General features: G+C 59.8%; 15 protein-coding genes and 1 pseudogene. 4 read left to right on the top strand and 12 right to left on the bottom strand.

Features of this window, described 5'->3' with window-relative positions:
- Positions 1 to 286: 286 nt before the first annotated feature.
- Positions 287 to 1,951, top strand: coding sequence for an electron transfer flavoprotein-ubiquinone oxidoreductase (locus tag ACA073_RS18745; protein ID WP_497398523.1), 1,665 nt, complete (start codon positions 287 to 289; stop codon positions 1,949 to 1,951).
- Positions 1,952 to 2,134: 183 nt separating this feature from the next.
- On the opposite strand, the gene ACA073_RS18750 is transcribed toward ACA073_RS18745, so the two are convergent.
- Complete coding sequence (locus tag ACA073_RS18750; RefSeq protein WP_497398525.1) at positions 2,135 to 3,025, bottom strand: AraC family transcriptional regulator; 891 nt, start codon at positions 3,023 to 3,025, stop codon at positions 2,135 to 2,137.
- 190 nt (positions 3,026 to 3,215) lie between these two features.
- Here ACA073_RS18750 and ACA073_RS18755 point away from each other — a divergent pair, with 190 nt between their 5' ends.
- Positions 3,216 to 4,268: an NAD(P)-dependent alcohol dehydrogenase gene (locus ACA073_RS18755; protein WP_497398527.1), complete on the top strand. Its 1,053-nt coding sequence runs from the start codon at positions 3,216 to 3,218 to the stop codon at positions 4,266 to 4,268.
- A 145-nt stretch (positions 4,269 to 4,413) separates the two neighbouring features.
- Here the strand turns inward: ACA073_RS18755 and ACA073_RS18760 are convergent, their stop codons facing one another.
- Entirely contained in the window at positions 4,414 to 4,896 is a 483-nt protein-coding gene (locus tag ACA073_RS18760; RefSeq protein WP_497398529.1) for a GNAT family N-acetyltransferase, read from the bottom strand.
- Between the two features lie 410 nt (positions 4,897 to 5,306).
- Between ACA073_RS18760 and ACA073_RS18765 the strand changes: the two are divergent.
- Positions 5,307 to 5,644: pseudogene (locus ACA073_RS18765) on the top strand (hypothetical protein).
- A 46-nt stretch (positions 5,645 to 5,690) separates the two neighbouring features.
- Positions 5,691 to 5,945, top strand: coding sequence for a hypothetical protein (locus ACA073_RS18770; protein WP_497398531.1), 255 nt, complete (start codon positions 5,691 to 5,693; stop codon positions 5,943 to 5,945).
- A 108-nt stretch (positions 5,946 to 6,053) separates the two neighbouring features.
- On the opposite strand, the gene ACA073_RS18775 is transcribed toward ACA073_RS18770, so the two are convergent.
- The 10 genes from ACA073_RS18775 to ACA073_RS18820 form a co-directional block, all read right to left on the bottom strand.
- The gene (locus ACA073_RS18775; protein ID WP_497404147.1) at positions 6,054 to 6,974 is read right to left on the bottom strand and encodes a PfkB family carbohydrate kinase; all 921 of its coding nucleotides are present in this window, start codon (positions 6,972 to 6,974) and stop codon (positions 6,054 to 6,056) included.
- A gap of 162 nt (positions 6,975 to 7,136) precedes the next feature.
- The gene (locus tag ACA073_RS18780; RefSeq protein WP_497398533.1) at positions 7,137 to 8,603 is read right to left on the bottom strand and encodes a purine-cytosine permease family protein; all 1,467 of its coding nucleotides are present in this window, start codon (positions 8,601 to 8,603) and stop codon (positions 7,137 to 7,139) included.
- A gap of 208 nt (positions 8,604 to 8,811) precedes the next feature.
- Complete coding sequence (locus tag ACA073_RS18785) at positions 8,812 to 9,810, bottom strand: ADP-ribosylglycohydrolase family protein (protein WP_497398535.1); 999 nt, start codon at positions 9,808 to 9,810, stop codon at positions 8,812 to 8,814.
- A complete protein-coding gene (locus ACA073_RS18790; protein ID WP_497398537.1) occupies positions 9,807 to 10,520 on the bottom strand; it encodes a GntR family transcriptional regulator in 714 nt (237 codons plus the stop codon). The genes ACA073_RS18785 and ACA073_RS18790 overlap by 4 nt, the downstream gene beginning before the upstream one ends.
- 270 nt (positions 10,521 to 10,790) lie before the next feature.
- On the bottom strand, positions 10,791 to 11,351 hold the full coding sequence (locus ACA073_RS18795; protein ID WP_497398539.1) for a DUF1285 domain-containing protein: 561 nt from the start codon (positions 11,349 to 11,351) through the stop codon (positions 10,791 to 10,793).
- Between the two features lie 16 nt (positions 11,352 to 11,367).
- Positions 11,368 to 11,976: a DUF4823 domain-containing protein gene (locus ACA073_RS18800; RefSeq protein ID WP_497398541.1), complete on the bottom strand. Its 609-nt coding sequence runs from the start codon at positions 11,974 to 11,976 to the stop codon at positions 11,368 to 11,370.
- A 183-nt stretch (positions 11,977 to 12,159) separates the two neighbouring features.
- Entirely contained in the window at positions 12,160 to 13,128 is a 969-nt protein-coding gene (locus tag ACA073_RS18805) for a GTP 3',8-cyclase MoaA (protein ID WP_497398543.1), read from the bottom strand.
- A gap of 139 nt (positions 13,129 to 13,267) precedes the next feature.
- Complete coding sequence (locus tag ACA073_RS18810) at positions 13,268 to 13,906, bottom strand: TetR/AcrR family transcriptional regulator (protein ID WP_461953762.1); 639 nt, start codon at positions 13,904 to 13,906, stop codon at positions 13,268 to 13,270.
- A gap of 397 nt (positions 13,907 to 14,303) precedes the next feature.
- On the bottom strand, positions 14,304 to 15,095 hold the full coding sequence (locus tag ACA073_RS18815; protein ID WP_497398545.1) for a TatD family hydrolase: 792 nt from the start codon (positions 15,093 to 15,095) through the stop codon (positions 14,304 to 14,306).
- A 15-nt stretch (positions 15,096 to 15,110) separates the two neighbouring features.
- The gene (locus ACA073_RS18820; RefSeq protein WP_497398547.1) at positions 15,111 to 15,467 is read right to left on the bottom strand and encodes a PilZ domain-containing protein; all 357 of its coding nucleotides are present in this window, start codon (positions 15,465 to 15,467) and stop codon (positions 15,111 to 15,113) included.
- Position 15,468: the final 1 nt, after the last annotated feature.

A 15,468-nucleotide genomic window follows, 5' to 3' on the forward strand; every position in this document is an offset into this window, starting at 1 on the left:
GCCTACGGCGAGCGCAAAACCGCCCGTATCTTGACCGGAACACCTATTCCGGTCAATACGGCAAAATAGCCGTTCATAAGCCGCGTGACTTTGATTTCTCTGGCTTTGAGCCAATTCAAACAAACGTTTGTATTGGACGCTGAGAGTGGTGTAGATATAATGCGCCACCCAGAGAGAAAGGTGGTCCATCGATTGTCCTCTTCCTGCATTGCGCAGGATTTCATGGATGCGACACCAAACCTCCAATTAGAAAAAAAACTGTTGAGCCTTGAGTAGGAGATAACCTGTGGAACGCGAATACATGGAATTCGACGTGGTCATCGTCGGTGCCGGCCCCGCTGGTCTTTCCGCCGCCTGCCGCTTGAAGCAGAAGGCTGCTGAAGCCGGTAAGGAAATCAGCGTCTGCGTGGTCGAAAAAGGCTCCGAAGTCGGTGCTCACATCCTGTCCGGTGCCGTGTTCGAACCACGCGCCCTGAACGAACTGTTCCCGGACTGGAAAGAACTCGGCGCGCCGCTGAACACGCCGGTGACTCGCGACGACATCTTCGTTCTCAAGAACGCCGACAGCGCGCAAAAAATTCCTGACCTCTTTGTGCCCAAGACCATGCACAACGAAGGCAACTACATCATCTCCCTGGGCAACCTGTGCCGCTGGCTGGCTCAGCAGGCCGAAAACCTGGGCGTAGAAATCTACCCGGGCTTCGCCGCTCAGGAAGCGCTGATCGACGAGAACGGCGTGGTTCGCGGGATCATCACCGGTGATCTGGGCGTTGACCGCGAAGGTCACCCGAAAGAAGGCCTGTACACCCCGGGCATGGAACTGCGTGGCAAATACACGCTGTTCGCCGAAGGTTGCCGCGGCCACATCGGTAAGCAATTGATCAAACGCTTCAACCTTGACAGCGAAGCCGACGCCCAGCACTACGGCATTGGCCTGAAGGAAATCTGGGAAATCGACCCGGCCAAGCATCAACCAGGCCTGGTGGTTCACACCGCCGGCTGGCCGCTGGACATCATCGGCACCGAGAACACTGGCGGTTCGTTCCTCTATCACCTGGAAAACAACCAGGTGGTGGTCGGTCTGATCGTCGATCTTTCCTACAGCAACACCTACCTGTCGCCGTTCGACGAGTTCCAGCGCCTCAAGCATCACCCGGTGCTCAAGCAGTACCTGGAAGGCGGCAAGCGCATTAGCTACGGCGCCCGCGCCATCTGCAAGGGCGGCCTGAACTCGCTGCCGAAAATGGTCTTCAAGGGCGGCGCGCTGATCGGTTGCGACCTCGGCACCCTGAACTTCGCCAAGATCAAAGGCAGCCACACTGCGATGAAGTCCGGCATGCTCGCCGCTGAATCCGTGGCCGAGGCGCTGTTCGCCGAGAAGGACGGCACCGAAGAGCTGACCACTTACGTCGACGCGTTCAAGAAGAGCTGGCTTTATGACGAACTGTTTGCCAGCCGCAACTTCGGCCCGGCGATCCACAAGTTCGGCGCCATCGTCGGCGGTGGTTTCAACTGGCTGGACCAGAACATCTTCGGCGGCAAACTGCCGTTCACCTTGCACGACACCAAGCCGGATTACGCTTGCCTGAAGCTGGCGGCCGACTGCAAGAAGATCGACTACCCGAAACCGGACGGCAAGATCAGCTTCGACAAACTCAGCTCGGTGTTTATCTCTGGTACCAACCATGAAGAAGAGCAGCCTTGCCATCTGAAGCTGACCGACCCGAGCATCCCGATCGCCAAGAACCTGCCGATGTACGATGAACCTGCCCAGCGCTACTGCCCGGCCGGCGTGTACGAAGTGGTGACCAAGGAAGACGGCGAGAAGCGCTTCCAGATCAACGCCCAGAACTGCGTTCACTGCAAGACCTGCGACATCAAGGATCCTGCACAGAACATCACCTGGGTGGCACCGGAAGGTGCTGGCGGCCCGACTTACCCGAACATGTAAGTTGAATCGCTGAACAACAAGGCTCCCGAAATGGGGGCCTTTTTGTTGCCTGCAATTTATGCCACAACACAAATCCCCTGTGGGAGCGGGCTTGCTCGCGAATGCGGTGTATCAGCCAGCATCTATATGACTGACACACTGCATTCGCGAGCAAGCCCGCTCCCACAAGGGATCACCGGTGTATCAGGCAGCGCGCTCATCTCCGGGATTACGCTCGAAGTAGCGCTTGTACTCCCGACTGAACTGCGACGTGCTCTGATACCCCACCCGATGCGCGACCTGCGCCACGCCCAACCCTTCCGCCACCAGCAACGTCTGCGCCTTGAGCAACCGCAGGCGCTTCAAATACTGCACCGGCGACAACAACGTGCTGCGCTTGAAATGCTCATGAAAAGTCGACGCACTCATGTTCGCGCAACTGGCCAGGGTTTCGACGTTCAATGGCTCGGTGTAATGCGCATGCAGATGACTGAGCGATGCCGCGATCCGGGCGAACTGTCCTTGTTGTTCCACCAGCGCCCGCAGTACATCGGCTTGCGGCCCACGCAAGGCGACGAACAATAACTCACGCAACCGCGCCTGCCCCATGATCTGGCATTCCAGCGGATCGTGCAGGCAACGCAACAGTCGCTCGACACAACCACGCATGGCATCGTCGAGCACCGCCGAAGTCATGGACTCGGGTGTTTGTGCCGGAATATTACGTCCCGGCGCCAGTCCCATGGCCAATACCAACTCACCGAGGACCGCCCGGTCGATGGCGATGGAAACCCCCAGCATCGGCCCATTCGGTGCCGCAAACGTTTCGCATTCGAACGGCACCGGCAATGCCTGAATCAAATAATGCCCGGCGCCGTATTCCAGCGTACGCGGGCCCAGGTACGCCAACTTGCTGCCCTGGGCAATGATGACCAGGCTCGGTTCGTAGATCTGCGGGCCGCGAGCCACATCACAACTGGCCCGTAAAGCCTGCACACCCGGCAACGCCGTGGGCGCGAAACCATCGCGATGAGTCAAAGGCTGAATCAGCGAAACCAGCGTGGCATTGGCATCGAGATGACGGGTCAACAACATGAGAGCTCTTCACAAAAAAACGCGGAAAAAAGGGATGAAAGCATCATCGCAGGTCTGATGGCCAATGCGACCCATTGAAGGCTGATGCCGGAGGAATAGGCATGACACCCGGAGGAATCGCCATGGCCGGCGACCGGCGCGGCGCCCAGAATGCACCGCCTCACCTGTCACTGCTTTTGCGAGGTTCACCATGTACACCGCCATCGGATACGCCGCCCAGTCTGCCACCACTCCCCTCGCCCCCATGAAATTCGAACGCCGTAGCCCAAGGGCCGACGACGTGGCGATCGACATTCTCTACTGCGGCGTCTGCCATTCCGACATCCATCAGGCCCGCAACGAGTGGGGCATTGCCGTTTATCCGCTGATGCCCGGCCACGAGATCGTAGGCAAAGTCACCGCCATCGGTGCGAATGTCACCCGGCACAAGGTCGGCGATCTGGTCGGCGTCGGCTGCATGGTCGATTCCTGCCGTAGTTGCGAAGCCTGCCAGGCCAACCTCGAGCAATATTGCCTCGAAGGTCCGACCATGACTTACGCCACACCAGACCGCGTGGATGGCAGCAACACCATGGGCGGTTACTCCGACAGCATCGTCGTCAGCGAACACTTCGTCGTGCGCATCCCGGAAAAACTCGACCTGGCCAGCGCCGCACCGATCCTCTGTGCCGGCATCACCACCTACTCGCCGCTCAAGCACTACGGCGTGAAAGCGGGTGACAAGGTCGGGATTCTCGGCATGGGCGGCCTCGGCCACATGGGCATCAAGTTTGCCAAGGCGATGGGCGCGGAAGTGACGCTGTTCACCCGCTCGGCAAGCAAGGCTGAAGAAGGTCGTCGTCAGGGCGCGGACCACGTGATCGTGTCCACCGATGCCGAGCAGATGAAAGCGGCAGCGGGTCATTTCGACTTTCTGCTGGACACCATTCCGGTGCAGCACGACCTCAATCCCTACCTCGATACCCTGCGGTTCGACGGCGTGCACATTCTCGTGGGTTTGATTGAACCGATTGATCCACCGGTCCACGCAGCCAAACTGGTGTTGGGCCGCCGCGTGCTGGCCGGTTCGCTGATCGGCGGCATCGCCGAAACCCAGGAAGTGCTGGATTTCTGCGCCGAGCATAACATCACCTGCGACATCGAAATGCTCGACATCCGCCAGATCAACGAAGCTTACGCCCGCATGATCGCCGGTGACGTGAAGTACCGCTTTGTCATCGATATGGCGACGCTGAAGGTCTAAACCCTGGCGCCAAGTTCTGCCGAGAGCCGGGCCGTGACTCCTTTGATCAGGGGAATCAGCTCGGCCATTCGCAGCCTTCGGCAGCTCCTACATTGGGTGGCGTACACCCTGTAGGAGCTGCCGAAGGCTGCGATCCTTTAAAGATTCAATTGCCCGCCGCAAAATCCCTCAACACCGCCCCATCCATCCGATACCGCACCCACTCTTCCTGCGGCTGCGCACCCAACGATTGATAGAACTCGATCGCTGGCTTGTTCCAGTCCAGCACGCTCCATTCAAACCGTCCGCAATCATTGGCACAGGCGATTTTCGCCAAGTGGCGCAGCAGGGTTTTCCCCGCGCCGCCACCGCGCTGTTCGGGGGTGATGTAGAGGTCTTCCAGATACAGGCAGTTGCTGCCGAGCCAGGTGGAATAGCTGAAGAAAAACACCGCAAAGCCAATCGGCAAACCGTCCCGCAGGCAGAGCAAGCCGTGGGCGGTGGCGCCTTCGCTGAACAGGCTGCGCTCGATGTCGGCAACGCTGGCGATGACTTCGTGGCGGGCACGTTCGTAATCGGCCAGTTCAGTGATGAACCCGAGGATTTGCGGTGCATCGCTGGGGGTCGCCGGGCGGATTTCGATCGTCATGGACGTGCCTTCGTCAAAAGTGGAAAACACCATACTAAGTCGACTCGCAATCTGTGGCGAGGGAGCTCGCTCCCGCTGGGTTGCGCAGCAGCCCCAAAACAAGCGACGCGGTCTTTCAGGTAAACAGAGTCGATCTGTGAAAGGGACTGCTTCGCAGTCCAGCGGGAGCAAGCTCCCTCGCCACAAAGGCTCTTCAGTCGCAAAAGGGGGTCATATAAAGTCATTACTCCGCCCACCACCAACCCTGAAATCGATAACCTCGGACCTTATCACCGTGGGCCGTTTACTCTGCGCCGCTCATGATCAAGACGCTGCAGCAGGCCTGAACCGTTCGTCGTTCATCAGGCACCAAACCAAATCGGGGGCGGACCAACATCAGGTAAGGACTCTGATTAAATGGAGACGACACCATGATCATGCCCCGACTGACTGCCCTCGCTCTCGCTACCCTGCTGTCCTCTGCTGCCTTCGCCGCCACCCCCGCCTCCGGTGCCGGCCCGACCGCCCGGTCGAAAAACCCAAATCCCCCGCCATCCAAAGCGCACCCGGCATCAACACCAATGGCACAGGCGTCGACAGCAGTCTGCCTCCGTCCACGGGCACCGACCCGCGGATCCAGGGAAACGACGCGGGCCGTCAAGGTGGAATGAACATGCCCGACACCCAGACACCCGATAACGCCGGCACCGGCATCGGCTCGAAAACCACCACCGGTGGCTCGGGTTCCGAAGGCGGCGCCAGCCAATAAATCGCCCACGCGAGCTGTACCTATCCACATCCATGAAGAGGTAACCATGAACGTCGATAAAAACCTTGAGAAAGAAGTCCTGACCCGTCTGCTGCACGCCCACCCGAGTGGACTGGGCAAGGAGGTCCTGGACAATTACCGGGGGGAGAAAGTCGTGGCCAGCACCCTCGCCACGCTGCAGGATCGCGGGTTGATCCAGCATGGGCATGTGACCTGCAACGAGGCCGGTGAGCACTCGTTGAACTTGCCGATCAAGCTCAGCGCGGCCGGCGTTGAGGCGGCGCGCAAGTTGGATATCTAAACGGCTGAGGGCCCTTTCGCGAGCAAGCCCGCTCCCACATTTTGATCGAATTCCTCCAGTTGAAATGCAATCAAATGTGGGAGCGGGCTTGCTCGCGAAGGCGGCAGATCAGGCACCCAATGTTTTACTGATTAACGCATCCACTTCAGCCACCCCAGGCGAAGTCGCCGGCCCCCACCGAGTCACTGCGAGAGCCGCCGCCGCATTCGCCCGCCGCGCAGCCTCATCCGCCGGCAACCCTTGCGCCAACCCGGCCACAAACACTCCGGCATGGGCATCCCCGGCGCCGTTACTGTCCACCGCGTCTACCTCGAAGCCCGGCACATGCTGACGCTCGCCACGTTGACTGATCCAGCACCCTTGCGGTCCATCGCGAACGACCATCAACACATCGGCGGGCAGATGCTCGGCCAATCGATCCAGCGCCTCGGCAATGTCCGCCGCCCCGGTAAACCGCAATGCCTCGACGCTGTTGCTGGTCCACAAATCAATGCGCGGCAACAAGGCCTGAATCAACGGCGCATCCGGTGACTCCACCAACGGGCCCGGGTCGAACACCACGTTAATCCCCACAGGCAATGCCAGCACCCAATCCACCAGCGCCTGAGCCTTGCCGACATGCAGCAGGCTGTAGCCGCTGACGTAGACATAGTCGCCCGCCTCGGCTGGCACACTGGCCAGATCCTCGGCAGTCACTTCGCCTTCGGCACCCATGCAGGAAACGAAACTACGCTCAGCCGAGGCGTCCGTGATCGCTACGCACAATCCGGTATCGCGCTCGGCGCTGTGTGCAATGCCGATACGAATGCCTTCAGCCTTCATCGCCTCCCGCGCCAGATCGCCAAAACGACCGGTGCCATGACGGCCAAGGTAAACCACCGGCAAACCATTACGCTGCGCCGCGGCCATCACATTGAACCCGCCGCCGGCTTCGAAACTGGCGAACTGCGCCAGCACGTCGCCGCCGGATTGCGGCAGTTTATCCACGGCCATGACCAGATCGATGATCACCTGGCCGGTGTGCAGCATTTTGGTGCCCTGCCTCACAAATACGTTCCTCTTTTGGCGAGTGATTGTTGTCGCCAGGCAAGGCGCCGCGACGAGCCATAGCTCGCTATGGCGAGGAGCGGCAACGCAGCATGGCGACAACAAACGCCGCCAAAAAGGAACAGTATTTGTGAGGCAGGGTACCTATGCATGAGCATTCTCGAACGACGCGGCACGGCGATCCTTCGCCCCACCGAGTACGAAGTAAATCCCGCCAGCCACCAGGAACGTCACGATCCAGCCGAGGCCGTTATGACCCAGCCACGAGTCGGACAGGAACCCGCGGAACCAGACGGTTTGTTCGGTGGTGCCGATGGTGGTGAAGCTGAAGCCCAACACAATCGCCAGCGCCCACGCACCGAACGCGCGCCACTCGACGCCGCCGCGATACCAGTAGGCACTGCTCGGGCTGACGTCCAGCAGGTCTTTGGGGCTGTAGTAATGACGGTGAATCAGGTCGACGACGAAGATCCCGACCCACGCCGTGATCGGCACTGCCAGCAAGGAAATGAAGGTAATGAACGGGCCGTAGAAACTGTCGGCGATCAGCATGAAGTAGATCGAACCGGCGAAGATCGCAACAATGTCGACCACCACGGCGTAGACGCGCTTGACCTTGAGGCCGAGGGTCAACGTGGTCAACCCGGCGGAGTACACCGACAGATTGTTCGACAGCAGCAAGCCGCCGAATGCGGTGATCAGGTACGGCACGGCCATCCAGGTCGGCAGCATGTCGCGGATCGCGATAATCGGGTCAGTGGCCGACGCCAGATCGTTGTTGCCCACCGACAGGAGGCCGCCGAGGGTGATCAGTAACACCAGCGGAATCCCTGCGCCGAATGCGGCCGAGGCCACCAGGCGCGCAGCCTTGACGCTGCGGTGCTGATAGCGCGACATGTCCGCGCCGGCGTTGGCCCAACCGATCCCGGTGCCGGCGGCCATGGTGCCGACGCCGATGATCATTGCGCTAAGCGGCGCCGGCGTGGCGCTGAACACGGCGCTCCAGTCGATGGTGGCGCAGAGAAAACCGCCGACCAGAATATTCAGCGCGCCGAATACATAAGTCGCCCACTTCTGAATCACCAGCAACGTCGCGTGACCGAGGCCGGACACCGACAAGGTCAGCAGCACGAAAAACGCGATGAAGATCAGGGTCAATACGGGCGCACTTTTCGCTTCCACCGGCGAGCCAAACAGGATCGAGCACAGAGACAACAACACGAACGCGGCGGTGGTGGTGTTGACGGTTTCCCAACCCAGCCGCGACATCAGCGAAACCAGCGTCGGGCCAATGTTGCCGCGCACACCGAAGATCGCCCGCGACAGCGTCAGGCTCGGTGCGCGACCACGGCGACCGGCGATGGAGATGATCCCGACCACCGCGAAGGAACCGGCGGCACCGAGGATCGCGACGATGATCGCCTGCCAGATCGCCAAGCCGCGAAACGCCACCAGCGTGGCGCCCAGCGGCAGACCGAGGATGGAAATGTTGGCGGCGAACCAGACCCAGAACAGCTGCAGCGGATGACCGTTGCACTCCGCTTCCGGCACCGGCTCGATACCACGGGTTTCCAGTTGCCCGGCGCTCTGCCCGGAGTTCGATGAACTCATGTGAATTGCTCCTGTTGCCTTTGTTGTGGTTATGGGCAATGACGGAAGACGAAAACAACATCCCGGCTGTCCTGGCCAAGTCAGTGCGATCCATTGCGGGTGAAAAATTCAAATTGGCGGCGCGCCCTTCGCGAGCAAGCCCGCTCCCACAGGGTTCGTGCACACAGTAACTGTGGGAGCGGGCTTGCTCGCGAAGAGGCCAGTCCAGTCAACGCAAAGCTAAAAGCCCCTGCACCAACGGTTCCAGCTCCAACGAGTTAACGGCTTTGACCTTGTCGATCATCGCCACCGGCCAACTCTCAAGCCCCAGACAGGCCCCAAGCATGGCCCCCAGAATCGCCGCGATGGTGTCAGTGTCACCGCCCAGACTGGCGGCCATGCACACCGCTTCGAACGCATCCATCTCGCCAATGGCCACTTGTTGCGCCAACGCAAACGCGACCACCACCGACTCTTGCGAAGCTACCGAAGTGCCGATCACGTCGTACATCAAGTCCGCCAGCAACGCCTTGTCACTGTCCACGCTGATCGTCCGCGCCCAACTGATGCGCGAAGCGATGCGTCCGCCCGCGACCCAATGGCCATGGCTTTCAGCCTCCTTAGCGATTTGCTGACCGAGGTTCAACGCCTCGCCCAGGTCCATGCCGTTGATCCCGGCCGAAATCACCGCCGCCACCGCCGCTGCGCTGGAGATACCCAACGTGGTGTTGTGAGTGACCTGGCAGGCCTGCACCACGGCGTTGATGAAACGCTCGGGATCGCTGACATCCGCCGAAATACCCACCGGGGTGATGCGCATCGCCGCGCCGTTGGTGGTGCCGTAGCGCCCTGATTCTTCCGGCGAATGGCCGGCGAGAATCATCTCGATCGCACGTTTGGTCGACGGACCGAGCAAATCCTGCGAGTCCTTGGCCTGCATCGCGGCTTCCCATTCGATCAGGCGCTGGGCCAGCACCGAAGGTTCGATCTTGCCTTCGCCGTCGATCAATAACTGACCGACCAGAATCGCCTGTTCGGTGTCGTCGGTGATCGAACCTTTGGGCATGTTGGCAGCGATGGGCTGATCGGGGCCGGCGTCTTGCAGATCGGTGATCTCGCCGAAGCGCGCCTTGATTTCAGCGCGGCTCAGGGATTGGGTCGGCATGCCCAGCGCATCGCCCAAGGCCAGTCCGTAGAACGCGCCCAAGGCACGATTGAGCGCGGTCATTGCGGGTTTCCAAATTGCAGGTGCAGGCGAAAGTGCACGGGATCGAGCAGGCTTTCGACTTGCTCCATGAAACGGTTTTTCCGGTCATACGTGGTGCGCAAGGCTTTGAGGAACACCGTGCCGACCGGGCGACCGAGCAGCTCGGCGTCTTCGGCGTTCAAGGGTTCCGCGCCGATCCATTGATCGCCGCGCTCGCCGATGTAGCCGTAGGCGGCCAGGGTGATCGTGAGGGAATGGTCGATCAGCCCGACACGCGGCAGGCTTTCCAGGCCTCCGGTGGCGGGCATCAATGAGCGTTCGAGGGAAACCAGCTTGCCGTCGGTGGAACGACGGCGGCGGTCGAGGGTGATGAACTGGTCGGTGCCGAAACGCGGCAGCAGGTCGGGACGGGTCACCGCCTCCAGCCGCAGCACTTCGGTGTTGATCAGCGCCCCGCTGTCGGCCAGGGCCTGGGCCCAGCCGCTACGTTGATCGAGCACCACACCGTCGAAGGTGACGATGGAACCGACACCGCTTTGCGTCGCGATGTAGTTGCGCCGTTTCAATTCTGCCAGGGCTTCACGCAGCGTGCCGCGGCTGACTTTGAATTCTTGAGCCAACTGATGCTCGCCTGGCAACAGTAAGCCGTCCTCCATGAGGCCGCTTTCGATGCGCCGGATGAGTTCGTCGACCACCCGTTGTTTCTTATCAAATCGTACCTGTCTAATCATGTACAACGTGATAGCCGAAACAGGACGGAGCGGGCAAGGAATATTTCTGGGAGGTGACGGGAGGATGCGGTTGTTCGCGATAGCGGGGTGATCAGATACACCGCCTTCGCGGGCAAGCCCCGCTCCCACAGGTTACATGTCAGTCGCGTGATCCGTTCACGACACAGACCATGTGGGAGCGGGCTTGCTCGCGAAGGGGCCATAACATTCAACATCAATGCTGACTGTTCTGCCGCCTTCGCGAGCAAGCCCGCTCCCACATGGTTTGTGTTACGGCTCGAGTCCGATGGGGAAGAATAGGCCACCACTCCACACGCCGAGCCAACGCTGCCCGTCGATCTCGCGGGTCACCGCCAGCTCTACCAATTGGTAGAACACATTGCGGTGAATCAGCGCTTCAAGGTTGGTGCGCACATGCACGTAAGGCGCAGGCTCTTGTGTCACCGGATCGATCACCACGCGGATCGCATGTTCGGTACCGGCTTCGGCGGTTTCATCAACGTTGGTGGTGAAGCGCAAGATCTGTGCTTCGCCCTCGCCTTCGACATCCACAGCAATTGCCACAAACGGTGCATCGTCGACTTTGATGCCGACTTTCTCGACCGGGGTAATCAGGAAATAGTCATCGCCGTCGCGGCGAATGATGGTGGAGAACAGTTTGACCATCGGCTTGCGCCCGATCGGCGTGCCCAGGTAATACCAGGTGCCGTCGCGGGCGATGCGCATGTCGATGTCGCCGCAGAAGTCGGGGTTCCACAAGTGGACCGGTGGCAAGCCTTTGGTCTTGGGGATTTGCCCCAACAGGTCGTTGGCTTTTTGCGGGCCACTCATGGCGTTCTCCTTGGGATTACTGGTCGCTGAGCCCCAACAGGCTACGCGCGTATTGCTCCAGCGGCGGGCCCATCAGGTCTTCTGGCTTTTTGTCGTGGAACGTCAGTAAACCGCCACGACTCTTGATTCGCGCAGTATCAATCAAATACTGGGTGCTGGTCTCGATCAACATGATCTGAATCACGCCGGTGTCGATACCGAGGCGATCCACGGCTTCCTGATCGAGCCATTCGTCGGAGTTGCCGATGCGGTCATCCGACTTGGCGAAACGGGTATAGAGCAGGTAATGCGCACCGGCCGCACGGGCTTCGCCCATGGCCTGGTCGAGACCTTCTGGCGCACGTGCGCGGCGGACCATCGGAAAGTATTCGATAAAGCCGTCGAAGGCGACTTCGGCAATCACGTTAGGCCGCGGGTAAACCGCGCTGCCCGGCGGCGCAAAGGCGCCCTGGGCGATATAGACGAACGAGTCCGGCTGAATGCGCAGGTTGTTTACCCGGCGACTATCGCTGTGGTCGAGCAGGCCCGCGTCGCTCATGTGGTAGCGAGTCCCTTCAGCCAGATCGCTGACATTCATGCAGCCGCCAAGCACCAAAACGGCCAGCAGCAAAACCAGGCTACGCATCCTACCCTCCAGAGGCCGGTGACGGAAAACCGGCGAATGGCCATGGGATGCAGCTTCCGCGCCAGTCTTCAGGAGTGCGAACATTTGTGGCGAGGGGATTTATCCCCGTTGGGCTGCGCAGCGGCCCCAAACATGGGACTGCTGCGCAGTCCAACGGGGATAAATCCCCTCGCCACAGTCCGATCAGCCACCAATAATCTTCATGACTGTCGCACCACCAGAAAACGCCACTTCCTGCTTGTCACCCAACGCCTTCACCAAAAGTCTCTGCAAGGCCGGCAACGCCTGATGGCGAGGTTTATCCAACAGATCACCGACATAGTGACGGTTGCTCGACGACAGGCAGCCATGCAGCCAGCCAGTCGACGACAAGCGCAGTCGCGAGCAGGTGCGGCAGAACGGAACGCTTTCGTTGGCGATCACACCGAAGTAGCCCTGCCCCGGAATTTCATAGCGCACCGCGGTGGCATCGACGGGCGCATCGGCCTGAAGGTATTCATAGCGATCACCGATCAGGCTCAACAGTTGTTGCAGACTGACAAACTGCTGCAGGAAAGCGTTGGAGTCGCTGGCCAGGTGACCCATGCGCATCAGCTCGATGAAGCGCAGCTCATAGCCACGCTCCAGGCAGTAATCGAGCAGCGGCATCACCTGATCGAGGTTCTGCCCGCGCAACGGCACCATGTTGACCTTGATCTTTATACCGGCGGCGCTGGCCTGGTCCATGCCGTCGAGCACCGTCGCCAGATCACCGCCACGGGCAATGCTGCGGAATGCACCGGCATCCAGGGTATCGAGGGAAACGTTGATGCGGCGGATGCCGGCGTCGACCAGAATGGGGAGTTTTTTCGCCAGCAGTTGACCATTGGTGGTCAGGCTGATGTCTTGCAGGCCCATCTGCCCGACGGCGGTCATGAAGGCTTCGAGTTTGGGGCTGACCAGCGGCTCACCGCCGGTAATGCGCAGTCGCTCGATGCCGGCGGCTTCGATCAGATACGCCACACCGCGTGCCATGGCTTCTGCCGACAGTTCATCCTGCGCAGCGACCAGCCGTTTGCCGTTGGGCACGCAATAGGTACACGCGTAGTTGCAGGCGGAGGTCAGGCTGATGCGCAGATTGCGGAAACGCCTGCCTTGACGGTCAACGATCATGGTCACTCCGGCACAAGGAATTCGGACGGCGTAAAACTTGACTTACAAATCAAGTTTTAGCAAGTCCCATGCCTGAGTATATTCCTGACGCATTGCGCCATGGTGTGAATATCATGGCGCAATAAGGCAGCTGAATGACTTAGCTGCTCGGGGTGTCGCTGTCGCGCTTGCGCTTGTTGCCCATCCGCACGCCGATGTCCATCAGGAACTGGAAGAAACCTTCCTGATCTTCCAGCACATTGCTCCAGAACGGCGAGTGATACAGCGCCACGGCGCCATGCACCAGCGCCCAGGACGCACAGTAATGGTAGTAAGGCGGCACGTCTTCGAGTTTTCCTTCGCTGATCCGGCCCTTGATCAGCAGGGTCAGGCGTTCGAAGTTCGAGGCGCGGATCTTGTGCAACTCCTCGACCAACTCCGGCACCTGGTTGCCCTTGACCACCTTTTCTTCAAGGCGATCGAACAAGCGGTAGCGTTGCGGATCGCGCATGCGGAATTCGAAGTAGGCCCGGGACAGGGCTTCCTTGTCCTTGTCGACGTCTGCCGAATGCAACAGCTCGTTCAAATCGCGCTCGTAATCGAGCATCAGGCGCAGATAGATTTCCGCCTTGGATTTGAAGTGCTTGTAAATCGTGCCTTTGCCGATACCGACGGCATCAGCAATCATCTCGACGGTGACACTGTCTTCACCTTGGTCGAGGAACAGCTTGAGCGCGGTATCGAGAATTTCTTGCTCGCGGCGACGAAATTCACGGACCTTACGAGGTTCTTTATGCATAAGAAAAGGTCTGTTGGGGTCAAAATTCGAAGCCGCGTATTATGCCTAACTTGCGCCAAATTGCACGGATCATCCGACCATATCTGTGTTTCTTGATGAATTCTGGCTGGACCGCCATTTAATGAGAACGCTTCCGAAGCGCACGTATTCCAAAATTGTTTAAAAACCTCGGCCGGTAAACTGGACTCGGCGCAATACTGATCAATACTTCAACTGTCGGCGGGACATCTCCCCCAAGTGCCGCGCCGATATTGGTACCAACGGACCGCGTACCATTGTTTTACTCCTAATGGTCTTAACCCGGATTCACCCCCCAGAACCCGGGTTTTTTTTGCCTGCGATTCAGCGGCCAAAGCCCCGTAGGAGCTGCCGAAGGCTGCGATCTTTTGTCCCAACGTTACGCCGACTTCCTGACGTGCGCCAACGGAAATAGCCGCTTGAAATTCTCAGTGGTCTGCTCGGCAAACCGCTCATAGGACTCACCGCGCAACATCGCCAGAAACTCTGCCACTTCCCGCACATACTGTGGCAGGTTCGGCTTGCCGCGATAGGGGATCGGCGCCAGGTACGGCGAGTCGGTTTCCACCAGCAAGCGGTCAGCGGGCACCTTGCTGGCCACGTCACGCAGCGCATCGGCATTGCGAAAGGTGACAATGCCAGACAAGGAGATGTAATAACCCATGTCCAGTGCCGCTTTGGCCATGTCCCAGTCTTCGGTGAAGCAGTGCAGGACGCCGGCCTGAGGCAGCGCGGCCTCACGCAACAGGCTTAAGGTGTCGGCCCGGGCGCCACGGGTGTGAATGATCACTGGCTTACCGGTCTGCTGCGCGGCTTGCAGGTGCAGGCGAAACGATTCCTGCTGCAACTCCGCTGCTTCGGGCTCGTAGTGATAATCCAGGCCGGTTTCACCGATCGCAACCACACGCGGGTGGTTGAGCTCCTGCAACAGCCAATCCAGCGCCGGTGCAGCACCCGGTTGTACGTCCAGCGGATGCACGCCGACCGAACAATCGACATCGTCGTAACGGTCGGCCAGGGCTTTGACGTCAGCCGCGTTGTCGACGCTGACGCCGATGCACAGAAAATGCCCTACCCCGCGCTGTCGGGCCGCATCGAGTGCGGCATCCAGGGAACCGTCGTGGGCGGTGAGGTCGAGGCGATCAAGGTGGCAATGGGAATCTACGAGCATAAAAAGGACTGCAACTTACATCGTATGGGTGGGACGGTCGGACTTCATGGCTCCGGCCAGATGGGTTTCGATTCGACTGCGTGCGGTGTCGTCGCCGTCGTTGAACTGCACGCCGACGCCTGCGGCGCGGTTGCCTTGAGCGCCTTTGGGCGTGATCCAGGTGACCTTGCCGGCTACCGGGATTTTTTCCGGCTCGTCCATCAGGTTCAGCAGCATGAATACCTCATCGCCCAACTTGTAGCTTTTGTTGGTCGGAATAAACAGGCCGCCGTTCTTGATGAACGGCATGTAGGCCGCGAAAAGCACGGACTTGTCCTTGATGGTCAGGGACAAAATGCCATTGCGTGGCCCCGGATTGACGGCTTCATTCATG

It is taken from the genome of Pseudomonas sp. LBUM1670, assembly GCF_059695695.1.

Coding starts and splice junctions, on each gene's coding strand:
- ACA073_RS18750 (WP_497398525.1), bottom strand. CDS start 3,025: ATGTTGTTGACCCGTCATCTCGATGCCAATGCCACGCTGGTTTCGCTG.
- ACA073_RS18755 (WP_497398527.1), top strand. CDS start 3,216: ATGTACACCGCCATCGGATACGCCGCCCAGTCTGCCACCACTCCCCTC.
- ACA073_RS18760 (WP_497398529.1), bottom strand. CDS start 4,896: ATGACGATCGAAATCCGCCCGGCGACCCCCAGCGATGCACCGCAAATC.
- ACA073_RS18770 (WP_497398531.1), top strand. CDS start 5,691: ATGAACGTCGATAAAAACCTTGAGAAAGAAGTCCTGACCCGTCTGCTG.
- ACA073_RS18775 (WP_497404147.1), bottom strand. CDS start 6,974: ATGCTGCACACCGGCCAGGTGATCATCGATCTGGTCATGGCCGTGGAT.
- ACA073_RS18780 (WP_497398533.1), bottom strand. CDS start 8,603: ATGAGTTCATCGAACTCCGGGCAGAGCGCCGGGCAACTGGAAACCCGT.
- ACA073_RS18785 (WP_497398535.1), bottom strand. CDS start 9,810: ATGACCGCGCTCAATCGTGCCTTGGGCGCGTTCTACGGACTGGCCTTG.
- ACA073_RS18790 (WP_497398537.1), bottom strand. CDS start 10,520: ATGATTAGACAGGTACGATTTGATAAGAAACAACGGGTGGTCGACGAA.
- ACA073_RS18795 (WP_497398539.1), bottom strand. CDS start 11,351: ATGAGTGGCCCGCAAAAAGCCAACGACCTGTTGGGGCAAATCCCCAAG.
- ACA073_RS18800 (WP_497398541.1), bottom strand. CDS start 11,976: ATGCGTAGCCTGGTTTTGCTGCTGGCCGTTTTGGTGCTTGGCGGCTGC.
- ACA073_RS18805 (WP_497398543.1), bottom strand. CDS start 13,128: ATGATCGTTGACCGTCAAGGCAGGCGTTTCCGCAATCTGCGCATCAGC.
- ACA073_RS18810 (WP_461953762.1), bottom strand. CDS start 13,906: ATGCATAAAGAACCTCGTAAGGTCCGTGAATTTCGTCGCCGCGAGCAA.
- ACA073_RS18815 (WP_497398545.1), bottom strand. CDS start 15,095: ATGCTCGTAGATTCCCATTGCCACCTTGATCGCCTCGACCTCACCGCC.
- ACA073_RS18820 (WP_497398547.1), bottom strand. CDS start 15,467: ATGAATGAAGCCGTCAATCCGGGGCCACGCAATGGCATTTTGTCCCTG.